Source organism: Brachybacterium sp. (assembly GCF_036379615.1).
In the GTDB taxonomy this organism is placed as follows: domain Bacteria; phylum Actinomycetota; class Actinomycetes; order Actinomycetales; family Dermabacteraceae; genus Brachybacterium.
The window spans coordinates 20,548-44,235 of record NZ_DASVGJ010000065.1; the positions used below are offsets into that span (position 1 = coordinate 20,548).

The 23,688-nt window shown below is 73.1% G+C and carries 21 protein-coding genes and 1 riboswitch; of the genes, 8 read left to right on the forward strand and 13 right to left on the reverse strand.

Annotation, left to right across the window (positions count from 1 at the left end; all coding sequences use genetic code 11):
• The first annotated feature begins 132 nt into the window (after nt 1-132).
• Nucleotides 133-1,089, forward strand: a complete 957-nt coding sequence (gene coaA / locus VF289_RS13750; RefSeq protein WP_330884467.1) for a type I pantothenate kinase — start codon at nt 133-135, stop codon at nt 1,087-1,089.
• A gap of 245 nt (nt 1,090-1,334) precedes the next feature.
• Here the strand turns inward: coaA and glmM are convergent, their stop codons facing one another.
• Nucleotides 1,335-2,681 (reverse strand): phosphoglucosamine mutase, encoded by a 1,347-nt coding sequence (glmM, locus tag VF289_RS13755; protein WP_330884468.1) that lies wholly within the window; start codon nt 2,679-2,681, stop codon nt 1,335-1,337.
• 167 nt (nt 2,682-2,848) lie between these two features.
• Between glmM and VF289_RS13760 the strand changes: the two genes are divergently transcribed.
• A complete protein-coding gene (locus VF289_RS13760; protein ID WP_330884469.1) occupies nt 2,849-6,184 on the forward strand; it encodes a DEAD/DEAH box helicase in 3,336 nt (1,111 codons plus the stop codon).
• A gap of 72 nt (nt 6,185-6,256) precedes the next feature.
• Here VF289_RS13760 and VF289_RS13765 read toward each other — a convergent pair whose 3' ends face one another.
• The 4 genes from VF289_RS13765 to truA all read right to left on the reverse strand — a co-directional run bounded on the left by VF289_RS13765 (nt 6,257) and on the right by truA (nt 10,149).
• Nucleotides 6,257-7,543, reverse strand: a complete 1,287-nt coding sequence (locus tag VF289_RS13765; protein WP_330884470.1) for a CoA transferase — start codon at nt 7,541-7,543, stop codon at nt 6,257-6,259.
• A gap of 293 nt (nt 7,544-7,836) precedes the next feature.
• Nucleotides 7,837-8,346, reverse strand: coding sequence for a 30S ribosomal protein S9 (rpsI, locus tag VF289_RS13770; protein ID WP_330884471.1), 510 nt, complete (start codon nt 8,344-8,346; stop codon nt 7,837-7,839).
• 50 nt (nt 8,347-8,396) lie between these two features.
• Complete coding sequence (gene rplM, locus VF289_RS13775; protein WP_330884472.1) at nt 8,397-8,840, reverse strand: 50S ribosomal protein L13; 444 nt, start codon at nt 8,838-8,840, stop codon at nt 8,397-8,399.
• A 349-nt stretch (nt 8,841-9,189) separates the two neighbouring features.
• On the reverse strand, nt 9,190-10,149 hold the full coding sequence (gene truA, locus VF289_RS13780; protein ID WP_330884473.1) for a tRNA pseudouridine(38-40) synthase TruA: 960 nt from the start codon (nt 10,147-10,149) through the stop codon (nt 9,190-9,192).
• 102 nt (nt 10,150-10,251) lie between these two features.
• On the opposite strand from truA, the gene purD reads away from it, so the two are divergent.
• Together purD and VF289_RS13790 are read left to right on the forward strand one after the other, a co-directional pair.
• Nucleotides 10,252-11,634 carry a phosphoribosylamine--glycine ligase gene (gene purD / locus VF289_RS13785; protein WP_330884474.1) on the forward strand — a complete coding sequence of 461 codons (1,383 nt, stop codon included), beginning with the start codon at nt 10,252-10,254 and terminating at the stop codon, nt 11,632-11,634.
• The gene (locus VF289_RS13790) at nt 11,631-12,545 is read left to right on the forward strand and encodes a phosphoribosylaminoimidazolesuccinocarboxamide synthase (RefSeq protein WP_330884475.1); all 915 of its coding nucleotides are present in this window, start codon (nt 11,631-11,633) and stop codon (nt 12,543-12,545) included. Before purD ends, VF289_RS13790 begins: the two co-directional genes overlap by 4 nt.
• 2 nt (nt 12,546-12,547) lie before the next feature.
• Here VF289_RS13790 and VF289_RS13795 read toward each other — a convergent pair whose 3' ends face one another.
• From VF289_RS13795 to VF289_RS13810, 4 genes are all read right to left on the reverse strand, one after another.
• Nucleotides 12,548-14,959 carry an ATP-binding cassette domain-containing protein gene (locus tag VF289_RS13795; protein ID WP_330884476.1) on the reverse strand — a complete coding sequence of 804 codons (2,412 nt, stop codon included), beginning with the start codon at nt 14,957-14,959 and terminating at the stop codon, nt 12,548-12,550.
• Nucleotides 14,949-15,578, reverse strand: coding sequence for an ECF transporter S component (locus tag VF289_RS13800; RefSeq protein WP_330884477.1), 630 nt, complete (start codon nt 15,576-15,578; stop codon nt 14,949-14,951). Before VF289_RS13800 ends, VF289_RS13795 begins: the two co-directional genes overlap by 11 nt.
• Nucleotides 15,575-16,348 (reverse strand): YkoF family thiamine/hydroxymethylpyrimidine-binding protein, encoded by a 774-nt coding sequence (locus tag VF289_RS13805; protein WP_330884478.1) that lies wholly within the window; start codon nt 16,346-16,348, stop codon nt 15,575-15,577. The genes VF289_RS13800 and VF289_RS13805 overlap by 4 nt, the downstream gene beginning before the upstream one ends.
• A 38-nt stretch (nt 16,349-16,386) precedes the next feature.
• Nucleotides 16,387-16,495: riboswitch (TPP riboswitch) on the reverse strand.
• A gap of 38 nt (nt 16,496-16,533) precedes the next feature.
• On the reverse strand, nt 16,534-17,259 hold the full coding sequence (locus VF289_RS13810) for an MBL fold metallo-hydrolase (protein ID WP_330884479.1): 726 nt from the start codon (nt 17,257-17,259) through the stop codon (nt 16,534-16,536).
• 291 nt (nt 17,260-17,550) lie between these two features.
• On the opposite strand from VF289_RS13810, the gene purS reads away from it, so the two are divergent.
• Together purS and purQ are read left to right on the forward strand one after the other, a co-directional pair.
• Nucleotides 17,551-17,823 (forward strand): phosphoribosylformylglycinamidine synthase subunit PurS, encoded by a 273-nt coding sequence (gene purS, locus VF289_RS13815; protein ID WP_330884480.1) that lies wholly within the window; start codon nt 17,551-17,553, stop codon nt 17,821-17,823.
• Nucleotides 17,823-18,548, forward strand: coding sequence for a phosphoribosylformylglycinamidine synthase subunit PurQ (gene purQ, locus VF289_RS13820; protein WP_330884481.1), 726 nt, complete (start codon nt 17,823-17,825; stop codon nt 18,546-18,548). Before purS ends, purQ begins: the two co-directional genes overlap by 1 nt.
• Nucleotides 18,549-18,879: 331 nt before the next feature.
• On the opposite strand, the gene VF289_RS13825 is transcribed toward purQ, so the two are convergent.
• Nucleotides 18,880-20,241, reverse strand: coding sequence for a class I SAM-dependent methyltransferase (locus VF289_RS13825; protein ID WP_330884482.1), 1,362 nt, complete (start codon nt 20,239-20,241; stop codon nt 18,880-18,882).
• Nucleotides 20,242-20,246: 5 nt separating this feature from the next.
• Nucleotides 20,247-21,335: a pirin family protein gene (locus tag VF289_RS13830; protein WP_330884483.1), complete on the reverse strand. Its 1,089-nt coding sequence runs from the start codon at nt 21,333-21,335 to the stop codon at nt 20,247-20,249.
• A 58-nt stretch (nt 21,336-21,393) separates the two neighbouring features.
• On the opposite strand from VF289_RS13830, the gene VF289_RS13835 reads away from it, so the two are divergent.
• A complete protein-coding gene (locus VF289_RS13835) occupies nt 21,394-22,524 on the forward strand; it encodes a serine hydrolase domain-containing protein (RefSeq protein ID WP_330884484.1) in 1,131 nt (376 codons plus the stop codon).
• 50 nt (nt 22,525-22,574) lie between these two features.
• On the opposite strand, the gene VF289_RS13840 is transcribed toward VF289_RS13835, so the two are convergent.
• On the reverse strand, nt 22,575-22,880 hold the full coding sequence (locus tag VF289_RS13840; protein ID WP_330884485.1) for a TipAS antibiotic-recognition domain-containing protein: 306 nt from the start codon (nt 22,878-22,880) through the stop codon (nt 22,575-22,577).
• A gap of 77 nt (nt 22,881-22,957) precedes the next feature.
• Complete coding sequence (locus VF289_RS13845) at nt 22,958-23,353, reverse strand: MmcQ/YjbR family DNA-binding protein (RefSeq protein WP_330884486.1); 396 nt, start codon at nt 23,351-23,353, stop codon at nt 22,958-22,960.
• Between the two features lie 60 nt (nt 23,354-23,413).
• Here VF289_RS13845 and VF289_RS13850 point away from each other — a divergent pair.
• Nucleotides 23,414-23,688 (forward strand): nucleoside hydrolase (locus VF289_RS13850; RefSeq protein ID WP_330884487.1); only part of this gene is annotated, 275 nt, incomplete at its 3' end.

The following is a 23,688-nucleotide window of genomic DNA, read 5'->3' on the forward strand; positions in this document are numbered from 1 at the left end:
CGCGGGAGATGCGCGGGAGGCGGCCCGGGAGCCGCCAGGGGACGGCCCGGGGACGGCCGGAGCATCCACCTGCGACGCCCGCCACGCGCCCTGCTGACCCGGATCGGGCCGGACTGCTGGGACAATCGACCTATGAAGTCTGCGTCGACGTCGAGCACCGTCACCCCGTTCGAGGAGATCCCCCGGGAGGACTGGGCACGGCTCTCGCAGCAGACCCCGCTGCCGCTGTCCGAGGAGGACGTCACCCGACTGCGCGGCCTGGGCGACCGGATCGATCTCAGCGAGGTCGATGCTGTGTACCGGCCCATCTCGCGCCTGCTGAACATCCAGGTCGCCGCCGCTCAGGCGCTGCGTCGCGCCCGGGAGGACTTCCTCGACCAGCGCCAGCAGCGCACCCCGTACGTGATCGGGGTGGCCGGCTCGGTGGCGGTGGGCAAGTCGACCACCGCCCGCCTGCTGCGGGAGCTGATGGCGCGCTGGCCGGAGACCCCTCGCGTGCAGCTGGTGACCACCGATGGCTTCCTGTACCCCAATGCCGTGCTCGAGTCGCGCGGCATCATGCAGCGCAAGGGCTTCCCGGAGAGCTACGACCGGCGGCGCCTGCTGCGCTTCGTGGCCGATGTGAAGGCCGGGCACGAGCGCGTCGAGGCCCCGATCTACTCGCACCTGACCTACGACATCCTCGAGGACGAGCGCGTGGTGGTCGAGCAGCCGGACGTGCTCATCGTCGAGGGGCTGAACGTGCTGCAGCCGGCTCGGCCGCGCCGCGACGGCCGGCTCGGGATGGCCGTCTCGGACTTCTTCGACTTCTCCGTCTACGTCGACGCCCGGATGGAGGACGTCCAGCGCTGGTACGTGGACCGTTTCCTGCAGCTGCGGCGCACCGCCTTCTCCAACCCCCGCTCCTACTTCCGCCGCTACGCGGAGCTCACCGACGAGGAGGCGAAGGAGACGGCACTGGGGATCTGGCGCTCGATCAACGGCCCGAACCTCACCGAGAACGTGGTCCCCACCCGGGGCCGCGCCGACCTGGTGCTGCGCAAGGACGGCCAGCACAGCGTCCACTCGGTGCTGCTGCGGAAGGTATGAGCGCTCGTTCGAGCCCCCTTCCCCCGCCGTCGTCACCGCCGTCGGCACCGGCACCGGCACCGGCACCGGCACCGGCACCGGCCTGAGGGTCACAAAGCGGGGGGAATGGCACAGCTATTCCCCCCGCTTTGTGACTCTCGGGCTCTGCCCGGACGCGACCGGGCGCGACCAGCCCTGCTCGGGACCGACCGACCCGACCAGCCCTGCCCGGACCCGACCGGCCCTGCCCGGGATGCTCGCGCGGCTCAGAGCCCGACGCGCTCGCGGACCACCACGGAGAGCCGCTCGGCGATCTCGGTGGCCTGCTCATCGGTGGGGGCCTCGACCATCACGCGGACGACGGGCTCGGTGCCCGAAGGGCGCAGCAGCACGCGGCCGGTCTCACCCAGCTCCGCTTCGGCGGCCTCGATCGCCTTCGCCACCCCCAGGTCGATGGTGGCCTTGGCCTTGTCGACGTCCTTGACGTTGATCAGGGCCTGCGGGAGGCGGGTCATGACATCGGCCAGCTCGCGGGCGGTCTTCCCGGTCTCGGCGATGCGCTGCAGCAGGTGCAGGGCGGTGAGCTCGCCGTCGCCGGTGGTGGCGTGCTCGGCGATGATCACGTGGCCGGACTGCTCGCCGCCGATGGAGTAGCCGCCGAGGTTCATCTCCTCGAGGACATAGCGGTCGCCCACGCCGGTCTGGCCGAGCACGATGCCGTGCTCCTTCATCGCGAGCTTCAGTCCGAGGTTGCTCATGACCGTCACCACGAGGGTGTCGTCGTGGAGCTTGCCGCGCTCCTTGAGGTCCAGGGCGAGGACCGCCATGATCTGGTCCCCGTCGATGAGCTGGCCGTCCGCAGCGACCGCGAGGCAGCGGTCCGCGTCGCCGTCGAAGGCGACGCCGATGTCCGCGCCGTGCTCGAGCACGGCGGCCTGCAGCGGGCCGAGGTGGGTGGAGCCCACGCCGTCGTTGATGAGGCCGCCGTCGCTGAGATCACCGATGACGTGCACGGTCGCACCGGCGCGTCGCAGCGCCTCGGGGCCGGTGATGCTCGCGGCGCCGTTGGCGCAGTCCGCGACCACGGTCAGGCCGGTCAGCGGCCGGTCCAGGGTGGCGACCAGATGCTCGACATAGGCCTCGACGGCACCCTCGTAGCGGGTGATGGTGCCGACATCGGTGCCCTCGGGGCGATCCCACTCCTCGCCCAGACGCGCCTCGATGGCGTCCTCGACCGCGTCGGGCAGCTTCGTGCCGCCACGGGCGAAGAACTTGATGCCGTTGTCCGGGGCGGGGTTGTGGGAGGCGGAGATCATCACGCCGAGATCGGCGCCGGTGGACTGCACCAGGTAGGCCAGGCCCGGGGTGGGAAGCACCTCGGCGTCGAGCACGTCGACCCCGGCGGAGGCGAGGCCCGCGCTCACGGCGGCGGAGAGGAAGTCGCCGGAGGGGCGGGTGTCGCGGGCGACGATGGCGCGAGGGCGGGTGCCGTCGAAGGCGCCCAGCGTGCCCAGCACGTGAGCCGCGCCCACGCTCAGCTCGACCGCGAGCTCCGCGGTGATGTCGCCGTTCGCGCGTCCGCGCACTCCGTCGGTGCCGAAGAGTCGTGCCACAGGGTTCTCCTCACAGGGATGGGGGTCGGGGGCCGACGGGGGCACCGCCGCACGGCGGCGCCGTACGCGGCGTCCGAGCCGGTTTCCGCTGTGAGACTACCCGCTGGGAGCCGTCGGACCGTCCCCCTCCCTCGTCATCAGGGGCAGGCGGGGGTTACTTTGGAGGGATGTCCGATCCGGTCCTGCTCCCCCGACTGCTCCCCTCTGCGATCAGCCATCACGTGGGTGATCGCACCGCGAGCCGCGGCCTCGGTGCGGCCCGGGCGGGCCGAGTCCGCGATGTCGCCTGGGATCCGGCCTCCTCGGTGGTGTCGGCGGAAGTGGCTGACGAGGACGGGAGCGTCCACCTCGTCGAGGCGGAGCTGACCGAGTACGAGGACGATTCCGTCTCCCGCCGCTTCCAGACCCCGGGCCCCGGCGGGCTGTGGCGGCCACGGCGCTCGGGCTGCGGCTGCGTCGTCGGCGAATCATGCGTGCACGTCGCCGCGCTCCTGTACCGGGTCAACGACCTGGGCACCCAGGCGATGCAGGAGCGCCCGCCGGCCGAGTGGCGCAGCGTGCTGCGGCCGCTGCTGAACTCGACCGCGACGACCCCCGGCTCCGGCGCCGGCGCCGGCACCGGCACCGCCGCTGCGCCGCGCCCGCTCGCCCTCCGCTTCGACCTGGAGGCGGGCATCTCCGGGACCGGCACCTCCCGGCATCACCGGGAGACGGCGACCGCCGCGACTGTGGCCTCGGGCGCCGAGCTGTGGCTGGGGATGCGGCCGCTGACCCGGGGCCGCAAGGGAACCTGGGTCAAGGGCGACCTCTCCTGGCGCACCTTCGAGTACCGGCTGGCCGGGCGCGACTACGACGCGACCCACGGTGAGGCGCTGACCCGCATCTTCGCCGCAGCATCGGTCGAGCGCTCCTATTCCAGCGGCGGGATCGAGCACCTGTGGCTGAACTCCATCACCTCTCCCCTGCTGTGGCAGACCCTCGAGCATGCCCGGGCCGCCGGGGTCGAGTTCCTGCCCGGCGCCGGGCTCGCCGCGATCGAGCTGCTGGACCGCGCCGAGGCCACCGTGGATCTGCGCAGCGGCGGCCCCGCGCAGGAGCTGCAGGTCGCCCCGCGCCTCAGCATCGACGGCTCCCCGCGGGAGCAGGGACGGCTGCTGGGTGCGTCGGGGGTGCTCGATGTCGAGGAGCTCGCCGACCAGCAGCTCCTGGCCCGCATCGCGCCGCTCGGCGCCTCCGTGCCGCGGGCGCTGCGGTCCCTGCTGCACCGTCGGCAGCCCCTGGTGATCCCGGCAGAGGACAGGGAGGCGTTCCTCGAGGTCGCCTACCCTCAGCTGCGCTCCCTGACCACCATCACCAGCGAGGACGACAGCGTCGACCTGCCAGCGGCGCGCCGGCCCACCCTGCATCTCGAGGCCGGCTATGCCTCCGGCGATCGGCTCTCGCTGCGCTGGGCCTGGCGGTATCACGACCCCGATCGGCAGCTGCCGATGGATCAGCGCCACGGCGCGCACCGCGATCTGGCGCACGAGGAGGCGGTGATCGCCGAGGCGATGAGCCTGTGGCCGCACGCCCCGCGCGACACCCCCGAGCTGCTCAGCGGCACCGACACCGCCCATTTCACCGAGCACGTGCTCGACGACCTCGCAGCACTGGACCACGTCGAGGTGGCGGTCACCGGCACCCGTCACGCCTACCGGGAGCTGGACGGCGCACCGCGGGTGCGCGTCACCCAGCAGGCCTCCCCCGGCAAGAACGACTGGTTCGACCTCGGCTTCGAGATCACCATCGAGGGGCGGCAGATCCCGTTCCCGAGCCTGTTCGTGGCCCTCGCCCAGGGTCGGGCGAAGCTGCTGATGCCGGATCGCACCTACTTCTCCCTTGACCATCCGGCCTTCGACGCGCTGCGTGAGCTGATCCGCGAGGGAGAGGCGCTCGCGGAGTGGGAGCCGGAGCAGCAGCAGATCTCCCGCTTCCAGGTGGACATGTGGGATGACCTGCAGGAGGTCGCCGACGAGACCGTCGCCAGCGAGGAGTGGAGCCGCACCGCCCTGTCGCTGCGTGATCTGGAGCAGACCCCGCCGCCTCCGCTGCCGCGCTCCGTGCAGGCGGAGCTGCGTCCCTACCAGCTGGAGGGCTTCGCCTGGCTGGCGTTCCTGCTGACCCACCGGCTGGGCGGGGTGCTCGCCGATGACATGGGCCTGGGCAAGACGGTCCAGACCCTCGCCCTGATCGCCCTCGCCCGGCAGCGGGATCCGCAGGCTGCACCGTTCCTCGTGGTCGCGCCGGCCTCCGTGCTGCCGGTGTGGCGGCGCGAGGCCGAGCGCTTCACCCCGGGACTGACGGTGACGGTGCTGGACCGCACCGCAGCCTCCCGCGGAACGGACCTCGCCTCCGCGACCCTCGGCGCGGACATCGTGATCACCAGCTATTCGGTGCTGCGGATCGACGAGGAGGACTTCGCCGGCACCAGCTTCCAGGGCTTCGTGCTGGATGAGGCGCAGTTCGTGAAGAACCGCCGCTCCCGCACCCATCGCGCCGCGAAGGGCGTGCGCGCGGACTTCCGCCTCGCCATCACGGGCACGCCGATGGAGAACTCGCTGGATGATCTGTGGGCGATCTTCGAACTGGTCGCGCCCGGCCTGCTGGGCACCGCGACCGGATTCCGCAAGCGGTACACCCTGCCGATCGAGACCGGCGATCACCCCACCCGGATGGAGCTGCTGCGCCGCCGAGTGCGGCCGTTCCTGCTGCGCCGCACCAAGGAGCTGGTCGCCGCCGAGCTGCCGGAGAAGCGTGAGCAGGTGCTCACGGTGACCCTCTCGCCGGAGCACCGTGCGGTCTATGACTCGGTGCTGCAGCGGGAGCGGAAGAAGGTGCTGGGCCTGATCGACACGGACCTGGACCGCAGCCGCTTCATCGTGTTCCGCTCCCTGACCCTGCTGCGGATGCTGGCGCTGGACCCGTCGCTGGTGGACGCCGAGGAGTACGCGGACGTGCCCGGCTCCAAGCTCGAGGCGCTGTTCGACCGGCTGGACGAGGTGATCAGCGACGGGCACCGGGTGCTGCTGTTCAGCCAGTTCACCTCCTATCTGGACCGGGTCGCGGCCGAGCTGGACCGGCGCGGGGTGCGGTACTCGCACCTGGACGGTTCGACACGGGACCGCGATGCGGCCGTGACCGGCTTCCGCGAGGGCGACGCGCCGGTGTTCCTGATCTCGCTGAAGGCGGGCGGCTTCGGCCTCACCCTCACCGAGGCGGACTATGTGTTCCTGCTGGATCCGTGGTGGAACCCGGCCGCGGAGAACCAGGCCGTGGACCGCGCCCACCGCATCGGTCAGGAACGGCAGGTGATGGTGTACCGGATGATCGCCGAGGACACGATCGAGGAGAAGGTGCTCGCTCTGCAGCGCCGCAAGGCCGAGCTGTTCGACGCCCTCACCGACGGCGGCGACGCCTTCCGCTCCGCCGTCACCGCCGAGGACCTGCGCGAGCTGCTCAGCTGACGGCCGGGCGGCATCGCGCCGGGCACCGCGGCACCGGCCCGGCGCCGCTCAGGTCAGCGGTCGCGCCGCCGCTCAGGCGATCCATCGTGCACGGGCCGCGCCGTAGCGGCCGACGTCGCGCTCGAGGGTGCGTCCTGCGAGCGTCAGCGGCGGCGGGACCGTCTCGAGCCGGCTCGCCCCTCCCCTCACCTGGACGCGGGTCACGCCCGGCTCTGCGACCTCAGCCGTCGGCGTCGGCGTCGGCAGGTCCAGCAGGGTCCGGGCGGCGCCGAGCAGGCTCGCCCGCATCGTCACGGCACGGCCGTGGGCGAGCGCCTCGAGGATGTGCGCGGCCAGGAGGTGGCCCGTGGAGTGGTCGAGGGCCTGCACCGCGAGCGCCCCGGGACTCCCCGAGGCCTCGCAGCGCACCGCGATCCCGGTCGCGGCCTGCACGATCGAGTCGAAGCCGGCGCGTCCGCCCCAGGGTCCACGCTCGCCCCAGGCGGAGAGGGAGGCGATCACGGCCTGCGGCGCGAGCTGCTCGAGGTCGTCGAGGCCCAGGCCGTGCCGGGCGAGGGCTCCGGGACGGTAGCCATCGAGGATGACATCGGCGCCGGCGGCCAGCGACCGCAGCCGCCCCGCGATCTCCTGGCGGCGCAGATCCGCCACGGCGGAGCGCTTGCCCATTCCGGTGGAGAGATGCTGGTCGAGGAGCTCGGGGCGGTGCGGCGGATCGATGCGGAGCACGTCCGCGCCCAGGCACGCGAGCAGCTGCGTGCAGGTGGGGCCGGCGATCACTCGGGTCAGGTCGAGCACCCGCACACCCGCCAGCGGCGCCGATCCGGCCAGCGCCCGCTCGCCGCGGCGGCCGACGGGGCCCGGCACCGGCCGCTCGCCGCGGTCCTGCACCTGCGACCAGGGGTCCTGCGCAGTCGCTATCGCGTGCGGATGCTCGCGCCACTGCTCCGGCGTGCGCACGGCGACCGCGATCCCCCCGGCGGCGCCGACCCGCTCCTCGACCTCGGCGGCGTCACAGCGGCCGATCACCCGCTCGAGATCTGGCCGGTGCTCCACCGTCAGCACCTCGCGGAGCACCGCGGCGTGGTGGGGATAGTTCGCGTGCAGACGCACCCAGCCGTCGCGGGCCCGGACGACGCCGGAGAGCTCGCCCCAGGGCTGCGGGGAGCGGCCGTCGATGCGCAGGTGCTCGATCGCGGCGAACGAGGCGGCGATCAGGGCGTCCGTGGTCGCGACCTCCGTCGTCAGGCCGCGGGCGGCCACGAGCTCGGCGGCGGCGTCCCGCACCCGGTGCACGGCGGTGCGGGCGAGCTGCTCGGCATCGAGCGGCCCGCCCCACCAGCGCGGCGGCGAAGACATCATGGTCCGAGAGTAGCGCCAGCACCACCACACCCGTCAGGTTCTTGCGCCTTCGCGATGACCATGCCGATGACGCCCTGCCCATCGCCCACGCGCCAGCAGTCGACCTCCGCCCGAGGGCCGACGACGCGGAGGGCGCTGACGGGGGTCGACGAGCGGATGCCCACGGGAGGGCTGACAGGACCGTTTCGCGCACCCACCTTCACCGCACCCCGAACGCGACGATGCCCTCGACCCGGAGGTCGAGGGCATCGCGCGTACAGCGTGGACGGTGCGGAGCAGTGCTCCGCGGCCGATCAGCGCTTGGAGTACTGGGGCGCCTTGCGGGCTTTCTTGAGACCGGCCTTCTTGCGCTCGATGATGCGATCATCGCGGCGCAGGAAGCCTGCCTTCTTGAGGGTCGCGCGGTTGGCCTCTTCGTCGATCTGGTTCAGCGCGCGGGACACACCGAGGCGCACGGCCCCGGCCTGTCCGGACGGGCCGCCGCCGGTGAGGCGGACGATGACGTCGAAGCGGCCCTGGAGGTCGAGAGCCGTGAACGGATCGTTGACCTCCTGCTGGTGCAGCTTGTTCGGGAAGTAGTCCTCGAGGCTGCGGCCGTTCAGGGTCCACTGGCCGGAGCCGGGGACCAGGCGCACGCGAGCGATCGCGCGCTTGCGACGGCCGGTGCCGTAGCCCGGCTCGATCGCGGACTGGCCGGCGCCGACGGCAGCTTCGCCGGTGGACTCGGTGGTGAAGCTCGTGGGTGCCGACTCGTCGGTCACGGCCTCGAGGTTCTCGGTGGTATCGGGGGTGGTCTCAGTCACGGTTCTCCTTGGGTCGTCCGTGTGGCAGGGCGGAGTGGCGGGGCACCCGCTTACTGCGCCACCTGATCGATGGTGAAGGGAACGGGCTGCTGAGCGGCGTGCGGGTGCTCGGAGCCCGAGTAGATCTTCAGCTTCTTGATCTGCTGATCAGCGAGCTTGTTCTTGGGGAGCATGCCGCGGATGGCCTTCTCCACTGCGCGCTCGGGGTTCTTCTCGAGCAGCTCGGAGTAGGGGACGCCGCGGAGGCCGCCGGGGTAGCCGGAGTGGCGGTAGGCGAGCTTCGACTCCCGCTTGTTTCCGGTCAGCGCGACCTTGTCAGCGTTGATGATGATCACGAAGTCGCCTGCATCCACATGGGGTGCGAAGACCGGCTTGTGCTTTCCCCGCAGGAGCTGGGCAGCCTGGGAAGCGAGCCGGCCGAGGACGACATCGTTTGCGTCAATGACGTACCAGGAACGCTCGACATCGTCGGGCTTCGGGGTGAACGTACGCACTCGTGCCTTCTTCTCTCGTAGTAGTGCCCGGGCGGCAGGACGCCGACCAGGCACGGTTCGATGGACCGTGGGCACGCTTCCTTCGGGTAAAAGCATGGCCCCTATGGCTGCGCCCGGACCGCTCCGCAGACGATGCGACGGCGGCCCTGGATGTGGGTGAGGTCCCGATCGCGCCGTCCCGTGAGGGACGGCAGCGGAGTCGGGCACACATCGAGGCACAACGACCGCTCATCCTACGGGGCGCCCGAGTGGAGCGTCAACGCGAAGCGGCTGTTCGCGGTGTGATCTGCGCCCGGTCCCGGTCGCATCGCCACGATGCCGGCCCGGTGTGCTCCGCGACCCGGCCGGCTCAGGCCCACTCCGCCGGGAGAGGCGGATCCGCGGGCAACGGGCTGCGCAGTGTGCGGGCACGGGCGGCCCAGGCGGCGAGCTCCTCGTCCGGCGGATAGGCGACGTGGTCGAGGGTGAGACCCTGCGGCGGGCAGAGCGGCGCGGAACCGGCGCCGTCGCGGGTCGGCGAGACCCGGGTGCGGGCGGCGAGCACCTCGGCGGGCCAGGACTCGGGGCGCCTCCCCTCCCCCACCCCGATCAGCGCGCCGACCAGCGACCGGACCATGTGGTGGCAGAAGGCGTCGGCGACGACGGTCGCGACGATCAGGCCCTCGTCGACCCGCCCCTCCCCTGGCCGCCCCCAGTGCAGCTCCCGCAGCTCGCGGATCGTGGTCGCCCCCTCGCGCGGCTTGCAGAAGGAGAGGAAGTCGTGCTCGCCCAGCAGCGCTGTCGAGGCGCGGGACATCGCGGCGACGTCCAGCGGACGACGGTGACGCAGCACGTCACGGCGCAGAGGGTCGTGAGCGGCAGGGCCGTCGGAGATCCGGTAGCGATAGCGGCGCCACTGCGCCCCGAAGCGGGCGTCGAAGTCCCCGGTCACCTCGCGCGCCATGTGCACCACCATGTCCTCGGGCAGCACCCCGGCGAGCCGGGCGACGAGCGCCGCGGCAGGGTCGCGGTCGGAGCGACCGGGGAGGGTGGCCAGCGCGTCATCGGGCAGATCCAGGTGGCAGACCTGCCCGCGCGCGTGGACGCCGGCGTCCGTGCGGCCGGCGACCGTGACCCGGGCGGGGACGCGACAGATCCTGCCCAGCGCCTTCTCGAGCTCCCCCTGGACCGTCCGCTGCCCGGGCTGGTCCGCCCAGCCGTGGAAGCCGGTGCCGTCGTAGGAGAGGTCCAGTCGCAGCCGGGTCACGCCGCGCCTGCGCGCGGCAGAGGCCGGTGCGGGCGCGGACACGTGCGGGAGGTCGACGGGCATGGGAGCGATCGTAACGTCGCACGCCGGAGGCTGACCCCGGCCGATCCCTCCGCAGTGTGGGCAGGACCTCGGGACCCGCGGCGCTCTCGGTACCCTGACGGCGTGAAGATCCTCGTCATCGGCTCCGGTGGTCGCGAACACGCGATCCTCCGGCGTCTCGCCGCAGACCATCCCGCCCCTGAGCTGCACGCCGCGCCCGGCAACCCCGGCATCGCACAGCTCGCGACCTGTCACGACGTCCCCGTCGGCGACCTCGACGGCCAGGTGAGCCTGGCCCAGGAGCTCCGGCCCGACCTCGTCGTGATCGGCCCCGAGGCCCCGCTGGTCGCCGGCTCCGCGGACCGCCTGCGAGAGGCCGGGTTCGTGGTGTTCGGTCCGTCGGCCGCCGCCGCGCACCTCGAGGGCTCCAAGTCCTGGGCGAAAGAGATCATGGCCGCGGCCGGGGTCCCCACCGCCGCCTCCGTGACCGTCACCGAGCTCGCCCAGCTCACGTCGGGGCTCGACCGGGTCAACCCCCTGGGCGATGTGCCCTTCGTGGTCAAGGCCGACGGTCTCGCCGCCGGCAAGGGCGTCGTGGTCACCTCCGATCGGGAGGCGGCGATCCTCCACGCCGAGTCGGTGCTGACCGCCGGCGGCCAGGTGGTGCTCGAGGAGTACCTCGACGGCCCCGAGGTCTCCCTGTTCTGCGTGAGCGACGGCACCCGGGTGGTGCCGCTCGCCCCGGCGCAGGACTTCAAGCGCGCACTGGATGACGACGAAGGCCCCAACACCGGCGGCATGGGCGCCTACTCCCCCCTCCCCTGGGCCCCCGCGGGCCTGGTCGACCAGGTGCTGACGACGGTCGCCCGACCGACCATCGCCGAGCTCGCCGCGCGGAACACCCCCTTCGTGGGAGTTCTCTACTGCGGCCTCGCGCTCACCTCCCGCGGAATGCGGGTGGTGGAGTTCAACGCCCGCTTCGGCGATCCCGAGACCCAGGTGGTCCTCGAACGGCTCACCTCCCCCTTCGCTCCGCTGCTGCTGGCCGCGGCGCGCGGCGAGCTGGCAGAGGACTCCGCACCGACCTGGAGCGAGGACTCCGCGGTGACCGTGGTCGTCGCCTCCGCCGGCTATCCCTCCTCCGCCCGCTCGGGTGACCCGATCACCGGCATCGAGGCGTGCGAGGCGCTCGGCGCTCACGTCATCCACGCCGGCACCGCCAGCGCGGACGGAACCCTGGTCAGCGCCGGCGGCCGCGTCCTGTCGGTCGTCGCCACGGGCGCCGATCTCGAGCAGGCCCGTTCCCGGGCGCTCGCGGCCACCGAGGAGATCGACCTCCCGGGCAGCCACCACCGCACCGACATCGCCCGCCGCGCCGCGGCCGAGGCAGCCCGCGCCGCCGAGGCGCCCCGCGCTGCGGAACTAGCGCCCGACGCCACCCCCGACCCAGCGCCCGACGCAGCCACCGCGCCCACCACCCATGGGGCACCGGAGGAGACCGCATGAGCACCGCCACGACCCCTCTGATCCAGGCCCCGGAGCTGCCGGGCTGGGACCACGTCGTCTCCGGCAAGGTCCGCGAGCTGTACGTCCCCGCCGGCGTGGACCCCTCGACCGCGGACGAGGTGCTGGTGCTGGCCACCGACCGCGTCAGCGCCTACGACCACTCCCTGAATCCCGGCATCCCCGACAAGGGCCGTCTGCTCACGGGGATCAGCCTGTTCTGGTTCGAGCAGCTGGCGGACATCGTCCCCCACCACGTGCTCTCGGCCACCGACGTGCCGACCGAGGTGGCGGGGCGGGCCCTGCGCTGCCGCGGCCTGGACATGGTGGAGCTGGAGTGCATCGCCCGCGGCCACCTCACCGGCTCGGGTCTGGCCGACTACCGCGCCGGCGGCTCCGTGGGCGGTCACGTGCTGCCCGCCGGGCTGGTCGAGGCCTCACGCCTGCAGCCGGCGATCTTCACCCCCTCCACGAAGGCCGGTCCGGGCGAGCACGATGAGAACATCACCGTCGCCCAGGCCCGAGAGCTCGTGGGCGAGGAGCTCGCCGATCAGCTCGAGTCCCTGACCCTCGCCGTGTTCGAGCGGGCCCGGCGGATCGCGGACGAGCGCGGCATCATCCTCGCCGACACGAAGCTCGAGTTCGGCCGCTCCCGCGTGGACGGCACCCTCACCCTCGGTGACGAGGTGCTCACCCCGGACTCCAGCCGCTTCTGGTCCGCCGACACCTACGAGGCGGGGCGCACTCCGCCGAGCCTGGACAAGCAGTTCGTGCGCGACTGGCTCACCTCCGCCGCCTCCGGCTGGTCCAAGGGCTCCACGACGGCGCCGCCGACGCTCCCGGCCGAGGTGGTCGAGCAGACCCGCGCACGGTACGTCACGGCCTACGAGCGTCTCACCGGCCAGAGCTTCTGACCTCAGGACAGCATCAGCACGAGCGTGATGGCCGCGGCGACGCCGAGGGCCAGCACCGCATCGCTCCGGGTGAGCGGGACCGGCCGCCACAGCGTGCGGGGCCCGTCGCCCAGCCCTCGTGACTCGAGCGCGAAGGAGATCCGGTCGGCGCTGCGCACGGCATCCACGAGCAGAGCGAAGGCACAGCGCAGCAGGTGACGTGGCCGCAGCCGAGCCACCTGGCCGTCGGCCCTCAGCGGCAGACGCACCCGTTGGGCGCGGCTGATCGTCTCCCACCGCCGCGGGAGGTCATCGAGCAGTCGCCGCCCGGCGAGCAGGGCGCTGGCGTACCTCGCGGGCAGACGAGCGTGCTGGTGCAGGCTCACCATCGTGCTCCTCGGATCGGTGGCCCGTGCCACGGCAAGGGCACCGAGACCGATGACCAGGGCTCGCAGGGCCAGAGCCGCGCCGAGCACGATCCCCTCCTCAGTGACCCGCACCGGCAGCTCCGGCCAGGGCTCGTGGCCGGGCCGGCTGAGCACGTTGACCAGGAAGACCCCGCTCGCGAACACCGCGAAGGGCAGCTGCGCGCGCAGCAGCTGCAGCGGCCCGTTCCGGCAGCCCAGCATCGCGCCGGCACCGAGCAGGAGGTAGAGCACCAGCAGCGGCGCCGGATCGGTCAGGGCGATGCACACGATGCTCAGGCCGGTCAGCAGGGCCAGCAGCACGGTGGGATTCCGCCGGGAGAGCGGGCCACGGGGCCCGGTCTCCGTTCCGCCGATCGAGCCGGGCCCGGGATCGGGATCGGGATCGGACCCGGGATCGGCACCAGTCTCTGCACCAGTATCTGCACCGTGATCGGCGAGGGGAGCGGCACCGGGGTCGGCACCAGGAGCGGCACGGGGGTCGGCGACGAGACCGGACCGGCGCAGCAGCTCCTCGTCCCCCCGCAGCGCGGCCGGCGACATCGGGCCGTGCAGATGTCCGTCGGCGATCACCACCACCTCGTCCGCCGCCTGCACCGTGCGCAGGTCGTGGGTCGCGACGACCACCCCTCGCCCCTCCTCGGCCGCTTCGCGCAGCTGCGCGAGGACGGTGCGGCAGGCCGCCCGGTCCAGGCCGTATCCGGGCTCATCCGCCAGCAGCACCGGCCGCGGCGCCAGCAGCATGGCCCCGATCGAGAGCCTGCGCTGCTGACCGCCGGAGAGCGAGAACGGGCTCGCCTCCCGCTGTTCCTGGAGGCCCAGCCGCTGCAGCATCGCGTCGACCGCCGCGGGTTCCGCGCCGGAGGCCGCGAGCTCGTCGTGGACGGTGTCAGCGATGAACTGGGACTCGGGGCGCTGGAACACCAGGCCCGTCGCGGCGCCGTCGACCCGCCCGCGCAGCGGCGGGTCCAGCCGGGAGAGGGCGCCCAGCAGCGTGGACTTCCCCGCGCCGTTGCGACCGACCACGGCGAGCATCCGCCCCGCCTGCACGGCGAGGTCCACTCCGGTGAGCACGGCGCGGCCCGCGTGCCCGAGATCGGCTCCTTCCACTCGGAGCAGCTGCTCGCCCTCCTCCGGGGTCGTCGGCCTCGCCAGCGCGTTCTCGGATCCGTCGCCGAGACGCTGCTCGAGCTCCCTCGGCAGCCAGCAGCCGGCCTCGCGCAGTGCGGCGCCGTGCTGCCCGAGGACGACCTGGGTCGGTCCGTCGGCGAGCACCCGACCGGAGGAGTCCAGTGCGATGGTGCGCGGCGGCAGTCCCGCCACGCCGCGCTCCCCCGCCCAGTCGTCGAGCCGATGCTCGACCAGCACCACGGCGATCTCGCCGCCCGCGGTCGCCGCGGCGACGGCCTCGCGCACCGCCTGGACCCCGTCGGCATCGAGCATCGCGGTGGGCTCGTCCAGCAGCAGCAGGCGCGGACGGGCGACCAGTGCTGCGGCCAGACCTGCACGTTGCAGCTGTCCGCCCGACAGCGTCGCGGCGGAGCGCTCCCCCAGGCCGCCGATCCCGGCGCGGTCCAGGGCGCCCTGCACGCGCCGGCCGATCTGCGCCGGCGGAACGCAGCGGCTCTCGAGCGGCAGGGCGACGTCGTCCGCCACCTGCGGGAGGCACACCCCGTCGACCGGATCCTGCCCGAGGAACCCGACCGCCGCCGAAGCGGCGAGGACGCCGCCGGCGACAGGATCGAGGCCGTCCACCTGCAGCGTCCCGGTCACGCGGCCGCGCTGGTGGGAGGGGATCGCGCCGGCGAGCGCGCGCAGCAGCGTGGACTTGCCGCTGCCGCTGGGGCCCAGCAGCAGCACCTGCTCCCCCGCGTGCACGGTGCCGGTCCAGGGGCCGACGCCGGCGCCCGAGGGCAGCACCACCTCGAGCTCCCTCGCCTCGAGGACGGGAGCGGCGGTCGCCGTGGCGCTCGATGCGTCGGCCCGGGCCCCGCGAAGCTCAGCGGACACGACGCTCCGGGATGCTCGCGCCCTGCGCCATCCCGATCGCGAAGTTCGCGAGCACCCCGGTGCGCTCCAGCGCCCGGACGATCACCAGGGCCAGCAGGCCGCCGAGCAGGATCCCGGAGAGCACCTGCATCCCGAGGCGGAGGGTGAGCAGATCCTGGCCGTACCAGCCCATCCGATACGCGGTCCAGAAGAACACCAGCCCCGCGCCCAGCGCTCCCGAGGCGGCGAAGACGCCCCAGCCGTAGCGGCGGTAACGGGTCAGGGCGAAAGGCAGCTCGCTGCCGATGCCCTGCAGAGCGGCGGCGAGCACGAGCAGCGGGCCGACGGGGCTGCCCAGGAACACCACCTCGATGATCGCGGCGAGCATCTCGGCGAGGATGCCCACGCCGGGGCGGCGCAGGATCGCGATCGCGATCGGGCCCACCAGCAGCCACGATCCGAACAGCACGTGCTGCGCGAGATCCCCGGCCGGTCCCATCGCGATCGCGAGGCCGTTCCAGGCCTGCACGAACACCCAGTACAGGAAACCGAACACCACGCCGAGCACCACGATCAGCACGATCTCGCGCAGGCCCAGGCGGGGGCGGGAGGGAGCGGGGGCGGTCTGCACAGCGTTCATCGGGACTCCCCCGTGCTCACGGGCTGCGTGTCCTGCCCCGGCTGCTCCGGCCGCTCCGGCCGCCCCGGCTGCGCTGGCCGCTCCGGCCGCCCCAGCTCTCGCACGTCGTGGGAGGGGCTGTTCAGCGAGAGCGTGAGGTGGCTGGTGACATGCTGGACTCCACGTCCCACCAGCAGCCAGCCGGCGACGGCGGTCGCGATCACCTCGCCGATGTCACCCTCGAGGCGGGTGACGAAATGGGAGGAGCCGCGAAAGGTTCCCAGGTCACGGGCATGATCGATGGCGGCGTAGATGTCGCGCATGTGGTCGGGGGCGGTGCCGTCCGCGGCGACCTGGTCCGCCAGGGGGTACAGCGCCCACTCCGCCGAGGCGTACCGGCCGGTGCGGCGGGGCGCAGGGACCTCGGTGCGGCGCGGGCCGGCGCCGTCCGGCCGCTCGCACACCACCTCGCCGGGGCAGCCGCGGGAGAAGGTCACCGAGAGGCTCGCGTGGTGCTCGGTGCGGGCGAGGTCCTCGGCGAGGTCGACGAGATACCGCTGCAGGTGCGTCTCATGGCCGCCGACGTAGGTGGAGACGTCACCGACCTCGCGCACCAGGCCGGTCTCGTCCAGGCGGGAGAGGATGCCGACGAGCACACGGGCGTAGTCCTCGGTCATGACGGCCGCCGTCACCCTCGCGCCGACGCCGAAGCCGAGCGGGGTCGCAGCGGGATCAGGGACCTGAACAGGGGTGATGACGGGTGCGGAGGTGCCTGGAAGCGGAGGGTTCACGAGCCGTGCCTTTCACGAAGGGCACGGGCGCGCGGCGACGATCGCTCGGCGGAGCTCCCTGCGCCGGCATGATCCGGATCAGGTTCTACGGTCGGAGTTCGAGTACTCCCTCTCAGCCCGGCCTACCGGACTCCCGTGCACGAGACCACCCTAACCGGCTCCCGGTCCAGGGGTGACCGGGCGTCTCAGCCCTCGGTGATCTCGACCAGTCCATCGGCCGGCCAGTCCCTCACCTCGGTGCCCTCGGGGGCGAGGTGCGTGGACTGGCGCAGGAAGATCGGACGGCCCGCATCGCTCGCGATCGCATCGTGCACCGGCAGCGCGAGCACCGGGTTCACGGCGCGCAGGAAGTCGATGGTCTCGAGCATCTTCGACCAGGGCGCGGCCACGGCGAAGGCGAGCACGTCGATGCCGTGGAACTCCTGGACCGGCTCGAGCGAGTCCCCGGTGACGCCGAGCCGCGGGCCGTCCCCGGCGGTGATCGTGAGCCCGCAGTTGCCCACCCGGGGGATGTCGGGGTGGATGATCGCGTGGCGGCCGCCGACGGCGCGGAGACGGACCGGCGACTCCCCGTCGAGCGCGGGCAGCTCGTGCTCGTGGCCTGCGCTCAGCGTCAGCACCTTCTCGGCGGGCAGCGGAGCGGCGTCGTCCGAGGGCTCGGCGAGCAGCGCGGCGGTCTCCGGTTCGGCGATCACCTCGGCGCCAGGGGCGTGGCCGAGCACCTCCTCCAGCAGCGACCGGTCCAGGTGGTCGGGATGCTGGTGGGTGAGCAGCACCGCGTCGATCCCGGCGAGCACCTCGGGGCCGAGGCCTCGCACCGCCTCGACGCTGAAGCCCCCCGGATCGATCAGCAGGCGGCGGCCGGCGATCTCGACGAGCAGGCAGGAATGGACGAGGTGGCGGATCTTCATCGGTTCCTCCGAGGTCGGGAGAGGGGCATGCCTCGAACCTATCGCCGGAGGCGGCTCCTGCCCAGCGACGCGGACCACCCGGTCCACGGCGGCAGCACCTCCGCGCACCCGGTGGCGGGCCTCCTGCCCGCGTCTCCCGACGATGGGCACTCCCGCGCTGCCCCGCCGGTTCTCGGTACGATGTCCCGGTCGGGTCCGCCCCGTCGGCCGCTCCGTGCGCCGACCCCGGGCCGGCCTGCCGCATCCACCCGTCCGGCCCGCCCCGCGGCCATCGTCCCCAGGAGAGCACCCATGCCACGTGTCGTGGTCCACGTCATGCCCAAGCCGGAGATCCTCGACCCGCAGGGCAAGGCCGTCGCCGCCGCGCTGCCGCGCCTGGGCTTCGAGGGCATCGCCTCCGTGCGCCAGGGCAAGCGGTTCGAGCTCGAGGTCGAGGGCGAGGTCACCGAACAGGTGCTCACCTCCCTGCGCGAGGCTGCGGAGACCCTGCTGTCCAACCCCGTGATCGAGGACGTCGTCTCGATCGACGTGGAGGACGCGGCCGACGGGAAGGCGCAGGCCTGATGCGCATCGGTGTGGTGACCTTCCCGGGCACGCTGGATGACCGGGACGCGCTGCGTGCCGTGCGGATCGCCGGCGCCGAGCCCGTCGCGCTGTGGCACGGCGAGGACGATCTGAAGGACGTCGAGGCGGTCGTGCTGCCCGGCGGCTTCTCCTACGGTGACTACCTGCGTGCCGGTGCCATCAGCGGTTTCGCCCCCGTGATGGAGAAGGTCGTGGACGCCGCGAAGGGCGGGATGCCGGTGCTGGGCATCTGCAACGGGTTCCAGATCCTCTGCGAGACCCATCTGCTCCCCGGAGCGATGATCAAGAACGCGCACCGCTCGTTCCTGTGCCGCGACCAGCCGCTCGCGGTCGAGAACAACCGCACCGCCTGGACCACCGGGTACGAGGCCGGGCAGGTCATCCGGATCCCGCTGAAGAACCAGGACGGCCAGTACGTCGCCGACGAGCGCACCCTCGCCGAGCTCGAGGGCGAGGGCCGCGTGGTGTTCCGCTACGCCGCCGGAGCCACCCACGGGCCGGCCGGTTTCGAGGCGAACCCCAACGGCTCGCGCCATGACATCGCCGGCATCACCAACGCCGAGGGCAACGTGGTGGGCCTGATGCCGCACCCGGAGCACGCGATCGAGGCCGGCTTCGGCCCGGACCGGCCCGGCGAGGGCACCCGGACCGGCATCGACGGCCTGGCCATGTTCACCTCGGTCCTGCGCAGCATGGTGAGCTGACCACAGCTCGGCGCCACCTGCGGCGCCGCCTGGTGAGCTGCGCCGCGGCGCCTGACGTCGCGCCACGCTGCACCGCACCGCACCGCACCGCACCGCACCGCACCGCACCGCACCGCACCGCACCGCACTATGCTGCGCCACGACGGCTGAGGATTGCTTCGTTCTGAACCGTATTCGTGAGGATTCTGGTTCAGAACGAAGCAATCCTCGGCCGCGGACTCGGTGTCACGGCCACCGACTCGGTGTCACGGCTGCAGGCACGGCGTCACGGCCGTGGGCGCGCGCGTCGGTGGGCGCTGTGAAGCGCGGTCAGTGGATCGTCGCCGCGTCCTCAGCGCACCGCGCTGAGCACGGTGAAGCGCCGGTCGCGGGCGCGCTGGCGGACGGTGCCGACGCGGCGCTCCACCTCGGTGCGGTAGCGCAGATGCGAGTTGTGCACGAACCACAGCTGCCCGCCGGGACGCAGCACTCGCGCGACGGTGTCGAGAAGGCCCTGGACGAGGGTCGCGTCGACGGCCGTGCCCTCGTGGAAGGGCGGGTTCAGCAGCACCAGGTCCACGCTCGAATCGGCGACCTGCGAGAGGGCGTCGTCCCAGCTCACCTCGACGCCATCCCGCTCGAGGCCGTTCGCCGCGAGAGTCGCACGGGTGGAGGCGACGGCATCCGCGTCCGCGTCGCTGCCCAGGACCCGCGTTTCGGGCAGGGCCGCGGCGAGGTAGGCAGTCATCAGCCCGTTGCCGCATCCGAGATCTGCGGCGGCGGCGACCGGGGCGGCGGCGGCGGCGCTGACCGCGGAGGCGGCGACCGGAGCGCCGGGCACGGAGGCGGCGACCGGGGCGTCCGGAGCGGCGTTCGCGTCGGGAGCGGCGTTCGCGTCGGGCGCGGCGAGCTCTCCCGCGGCCAGCGAGCGGTCGAGGGTGTCCAGGAGCAGGCGGCTGCCGGCGTCGGCCGATGCTCCGCCGAAGACGGCGCCCAGCCCGCGCAGCGCGATCGTGCGCTGCTGCCCGCGCACAGTGACCCGTGCCGAGCTCTCGAGTGCGGCCGGGGCCGCGACGGACTCCCGCAGCCCGGTCGCGATGAGCGCTCGGGACTTGCCGATGCCGCGGCTTGCGCGGACCTCGGAGAAGACCGTGGCGAGCGCATCGTTCTGCGTGCGCGTCATGTGCTTCACGCGCCCGCCCGCGATGATCTCGAGACCGCTCTGACCGCTCGTGCGGACCGCCGCGGCGAGCCGTCGGGCGCGGTCCTCGAGGGCGTGGACGGCCTTGGGCAGCCGCATGAGCACCAGCAGGTGCCCCTCGACCTCCGCGGCGGCCTGCTCGAGCGGGAGGATGTCAGGACCTGCGGGGACGTGCAGACGGCCGGCCTCGATCTGCTCGGCGAAGCGCTCCCGCAGCGCGGTCGCGAGCGGGAGGGTGGAGGTCCAGCTCAGCACCACCGCGTCCGGATGCTCGGCGACGGAGGCGAGGGCGAAGGCGGTGAGCTCACCGGTCGAGTCGTCGACCACGATCAGGTCGCAGGGGCAGCCGGTGCCGAGCTCCTCGGCCGCGGCGATGATCACGCGGTCCGTCTGATCCGGGCCCTGGGGCGTCTGGGCGACCGGCGGCGCGTCGACGCCGTCGAGCGGTTCCAGGGAGAAGGGGTCCTCGAAGGGGTCCGCGTCATCTGGCGCTGCGGCGGGGTTCTGGGGCACAGTGTTCAATCCTTCGGGAGGCCGACGCGGCCGCGCGATCGCAAGCGGCCGTTCGGGAGCGTGGGAGCGGGCAGTGCCGCGGGAGTCTGCGGGGCGAAGGGGCCGAACTGCTCGGCATCGGCCGCCAGGCCGCCCCGCGAGCGGGCGTCCGGGTTGATCGGAGCCTCGGCGAGCGTACCCTCCGCGCCGATCTCCGCCTGGTAGCGGGCCCGGAACTCCACGATCTCCTCGTGGCTGCGGCCCACGAAGTTCCACCACATCAGGATGTCCTCGCCCAGCGGCTCGCCGCCGAGGAGCATCGCGCGGAGGTCCTCCCCCTCCTCGGCCCGGATCTCGAGCGCGGCGGCGCCGTCGGGCAGCACCAGCAGTTCCCGCTCGGCGGCGCGGAGGCCGCGGCTCTCGCCGAGCAGCCCGTCCGCCGCCCCGCAGCCTGAGGGACGCCCGGCGGTGAGCTGCGCGCCGCCGCGGTCCACGAGCAGCCCGTACTCGTGGCCGGGGTCCAGCGCGATGAGCAGGGTGCTGCCGGCGCGCAGGTCGAGCTGGACCATGCTCAGCGCGGTGTCCGTGGCGACGCCGCTGCGGTCCTCGAGCACGGTGCCGTCCGCGAGCTCGGCGCGGAAGCTGCCCAGGCCCACCCGGGCGCGGGCCTCGTCGTTCCCGATCACCGGCGGGGTGGAGACCTCGAAGCGCTGCGCCCCGAAGCGCGTGCGATCCGGCAGGGCATACCAGAGCTGGACTCCGTGCAGGATCGTGGTGTCCGCGGCGGAGTACTCCGAATGGGTGATGCCGGCACCGGCGACCATCATGTCCACGTCCCCGGGGCGCACCAGGGCATGGCTGCCGATCGAGTCGCGGTGGGTGATCGCGCCGTCGAACAGCCAGGACACCGTCGAGAGCCCGGTGTGCGGATGGCGCGCCACCCGCATGCCGTCACCGGCGGAGACGTCGTCGGGCCCGAAATGGTCCACGAAGCACCAGGCTCCGATCAGCGAGGTCGCCCGGGCGGGCAGGGTGCGGTGGACGGTCATCCCGCGCGGCCCGCCGAGCGGCACCTCCCGCGGCTCCAGCCGCACGAAATCGTCGAAGGAGCTCATGGCCCGAGTGTAGGTCGTCGCTCTTCTCCGGAGCGGGCCGCGCCCGTACGCTGGCCGCATGTCGACGCCGACCTCCGCCCCTGACGACCTGCTCGATCGCTTCGTCGCGTCGGGCCGCATCCCCGGCGGAGTCATCGCCGTCGGGCACGACCCGCGCCCGTACGCGGCCGGCGCGATGGCGGTGGGAGGAGATCCTCTGAGGACCGACGCGATCTTCCGCATCCAGTCGATGACCAAGCTGGTCACCACCGTCGCGGTCCTGCAGCTGGTGGAGCAGGACGAGCTCGGCCTCGACTCCCCCGTGGCGCACTGGCTGCCCGAGCTCGCCGAGCCGCGCGTGCTCGCGCACCCGTCGGCGGAGCTCTCGGACACGGTGCCGGCTCGCCGTCCGATCACCCTGCGCCACCTGCTGACCAACACCTCCGGGTACGGCATGATCCTCGCGGACTCGCCCCTGCAGCGGGCGATGCGGGACAGCGCCACCGATGCCGGTCCCCTGCCGCAGACGCTCGGGGCGGACGACTGGCTCGGCGCGCTCGCCTCCCTCCCCCTGGTCGGGCAGCCCGGGGAGGTCTGGCGATACCACCACTCCTTCGGTGTGCTGGGGATCCTGCTGTCCCGGCTCGGCCCGGCGACGACCGGGGAGCTCCTCGAGCAGTCGCTGTTCGCCCCGCTCGGCATGACCGACACCGGATACTCCGTGCCGCGGGAGAAGGCCCACCGGCTCCCGGCCTCCTACGCGGTCGAGGGCGACGAGCTCGTCGAGCGGGAGCCCGCCGGCGGCGGCTTCCACGTGGGCCCGCCGCCGTTCCCGATGGAGCACGGGGAGCTGCTCTCGACCGCCGACGACTACCTCCGGTTCCTGCGCGCCCTGCGCGACGGGGACCTGCTGGGACCGGAGCACCTGGCGATGCTGCGCCGCGATCAGGTGCCCGCCGCCGCGAAGGCCCCCGACGCGTTCTTCCCGGGGTTCTGGGAGCACACCGGCTGGGGATTCGGCGTCTGCGTGGTCGCCGACGGGACGCACCGCGGCCGCTGGGGGTGGTCCGGCGGGGCCGGCACCGACTTCTTCGTCGACCCCGACGGGACGCTCGGCCTGCTGCTCACCCAGGTCGAGATGGGCGGCAGGATCATGCCGTTGCTCGAGGCGTACGGAGAGCTCGACCCGGGTGGGCCGACCGGCCCGTGACCCATCGACCCGCACCCTGACCAGAGGTGCCGGTTTCCCGGCACCTCTGGTCACGCCGGGCAGGAGCCGTCCCGGCTGCAGTCGTCGTGACGGTCGATGGAGGCGCGGCGGCGTTCGGCGAGCAGGTTCGCCTCCTCACCGCCCGGCAGGGCACCCCGTCCGAGCGCCTCGGCGAGCGCGGCCTCGAGCTCCTCGAGCCCGTCCTTCTTCTCCTGCCACTGCTCGGCGTCCCACTGCCGACCCCGGGCGGCGGACTGCGTCCAGGCATCGGTTCCGCCCCAGCGCTCGCGGGCCTCGTCCTGGCAGGCGGGGTCCCCGTCGGTGCCGACGCTGCGGGCCTGCTCCTCGGGGGTCATCGAGGATCCCTCCGATCTGCGCGAGCGCCAGACCGAGCTCCCGGTGGACCAGCACCCGGTGGATCCGAGCGACGTCCTCAGCCGGTGCCGCCGAGCCGGGCGACACGTCGCTTCGGCGCCACCATGCGATGGGACTCCTCGATCAGCTCGCCGAGCTCCCGGGCGTCCGTGCGCTGGTCCAGATCCACGCCGATCCAGCCGGAGGGGCCGAGGTAGGCCGGGACGAAGCAGCGCGGGTCCTGCCGCAGCGCCTCGGTCTCGGCAGGCGGCAGGTGGAGCACCACGGCCTGATCGTGCGCCTGCCACTCTCCCTCGATCCTCACCGAGCCTCCGTAGTAGCAGTGGACCCTGGTGGTGAAGAAGGCGGGACGGCCGTGGCTGATCTTCTCCTGCGCCCCGGGCAAGGCCAGCGCGATCGCCCGCACCTGCGCGAGCACCGGGTCGTCGTCGTCGAACATCTTCGGATGCGCCATGCCCCGATCCTCCTGCAGCGTCGTGGAGAGCGCCACCCCCGGCGGCCGTACGCTGGAGGCATGGCATCGCTCCCCCTCCTGGTCGACTTCGATCCCGGCATCGACGACGCGATCGCGCTGAGCTATCTCGCCGCGCATCCGGACGTCGAGGTCGCCGGCCTCATCGCCACCGGCGGCAACGTCGAGGTGGGCCTCGTGCATCGCAACGCCCTGGTCCTCGCCGAGTCGCTCGGCCTCGACGCGCCGATCGCCCGGGGTGCGGAGCATCCGCTGGTGCAGGAGGCGATGTACGCCGACGACACCCATGGCCCCGGCGGGCTCGGCCACGCGAGCGT

Bases quoted from the DNA above. Each gene is read 5' to 3' on its own strand.
- coaA (WP_330884467.1), top strand. From the start codon at position 133: ATGAAGTCTGCGTCGACGTCGAGCACCGTCACCCCGTTCGAGGAGATC.
- VF289_RS13760 (WP_330884469.1), top strand. From the start codon at position 2,849: ATGTCCGATCCGGTCCTGCTCCCCCGACTGCTCCCCTCTGCGATCAGC.
- VF289_RS13765 (WP_330884470.1), bottom strand. From the start codon at position 7,543: ATGATGTCTTCGCCGCCGCGCTGGTGGGGCGGGCCGCTCGATGCCGAG.
- truA (WP_330884473.1), bottom strand. From the start codon at position 10,149: ATGCCCGTCGACCTCCCGCACGTGTCCGCGCCCGCACCGGCCTCTGCC.
- VF289_RS13790 (WP_330884475.1), top strand. From the start codon at position 11,631: ATGAGCACCGCCACGACCCCTCTGATCCAGGCCCCGGAGCTGCCGGGC.
- VF289_RS13800 (WP_330884477.1), bottom strand. From the start codon at position 15,578: ATGAACGCTGTGCAGACCGCCCCCGCTCCCTCCCGCCCCCGCCTGGGC.
- VF289_RS13810 (WP_330884479.1), bottom strand. From the start codon at position 17,259: ATGAAGATCCGCCACCTCGTCCATTCCTGCCTGCTCGTCGAGATCGCC.
- purS (WP_330884480.1), top strand. From the start codon at position 17,551: ATGCCACGTGTCGTGGTCCACGTCATGCCCAAGCCGGAGATCCTCGAC.
- purQ (WP_330884481.1), top strand. From the start codon at position 17,823: ATGCGCATCGGTGTGGTGACCTTCCCGGGCACGCTGGATGACCGGGAC.
- VF289_RS13830 (WP_330884483.1), bottom strand. From the start codon at position 21,335: ATGAGCTCCTTCGACGATTTCGTGCGGCTGGAGCCGCGGGAGGTGCCG.
- VF289_RS13835 (WP_330884484.1), top strand. From the start codon at position 21,394: ATGTCGACGCCGACCTCCGCCCCTGACGACCTGCTCGATCGCTTCGTC.
- VF289_RS13840 (WP_330884485.1), bottom strand. From the start codon at position 22,880: ATGACCCCCGAGGAGCAGGCCCGCAGCGTCGGCACCGACGGGGACCCC.
- VF289_RS13845 (WP_330884486.1), bottom strand. From the start codon at position 23,353: ATGGCGCATCCGAAGATGTTCGACGACGACGACCCGGTGCTCGCGCAG.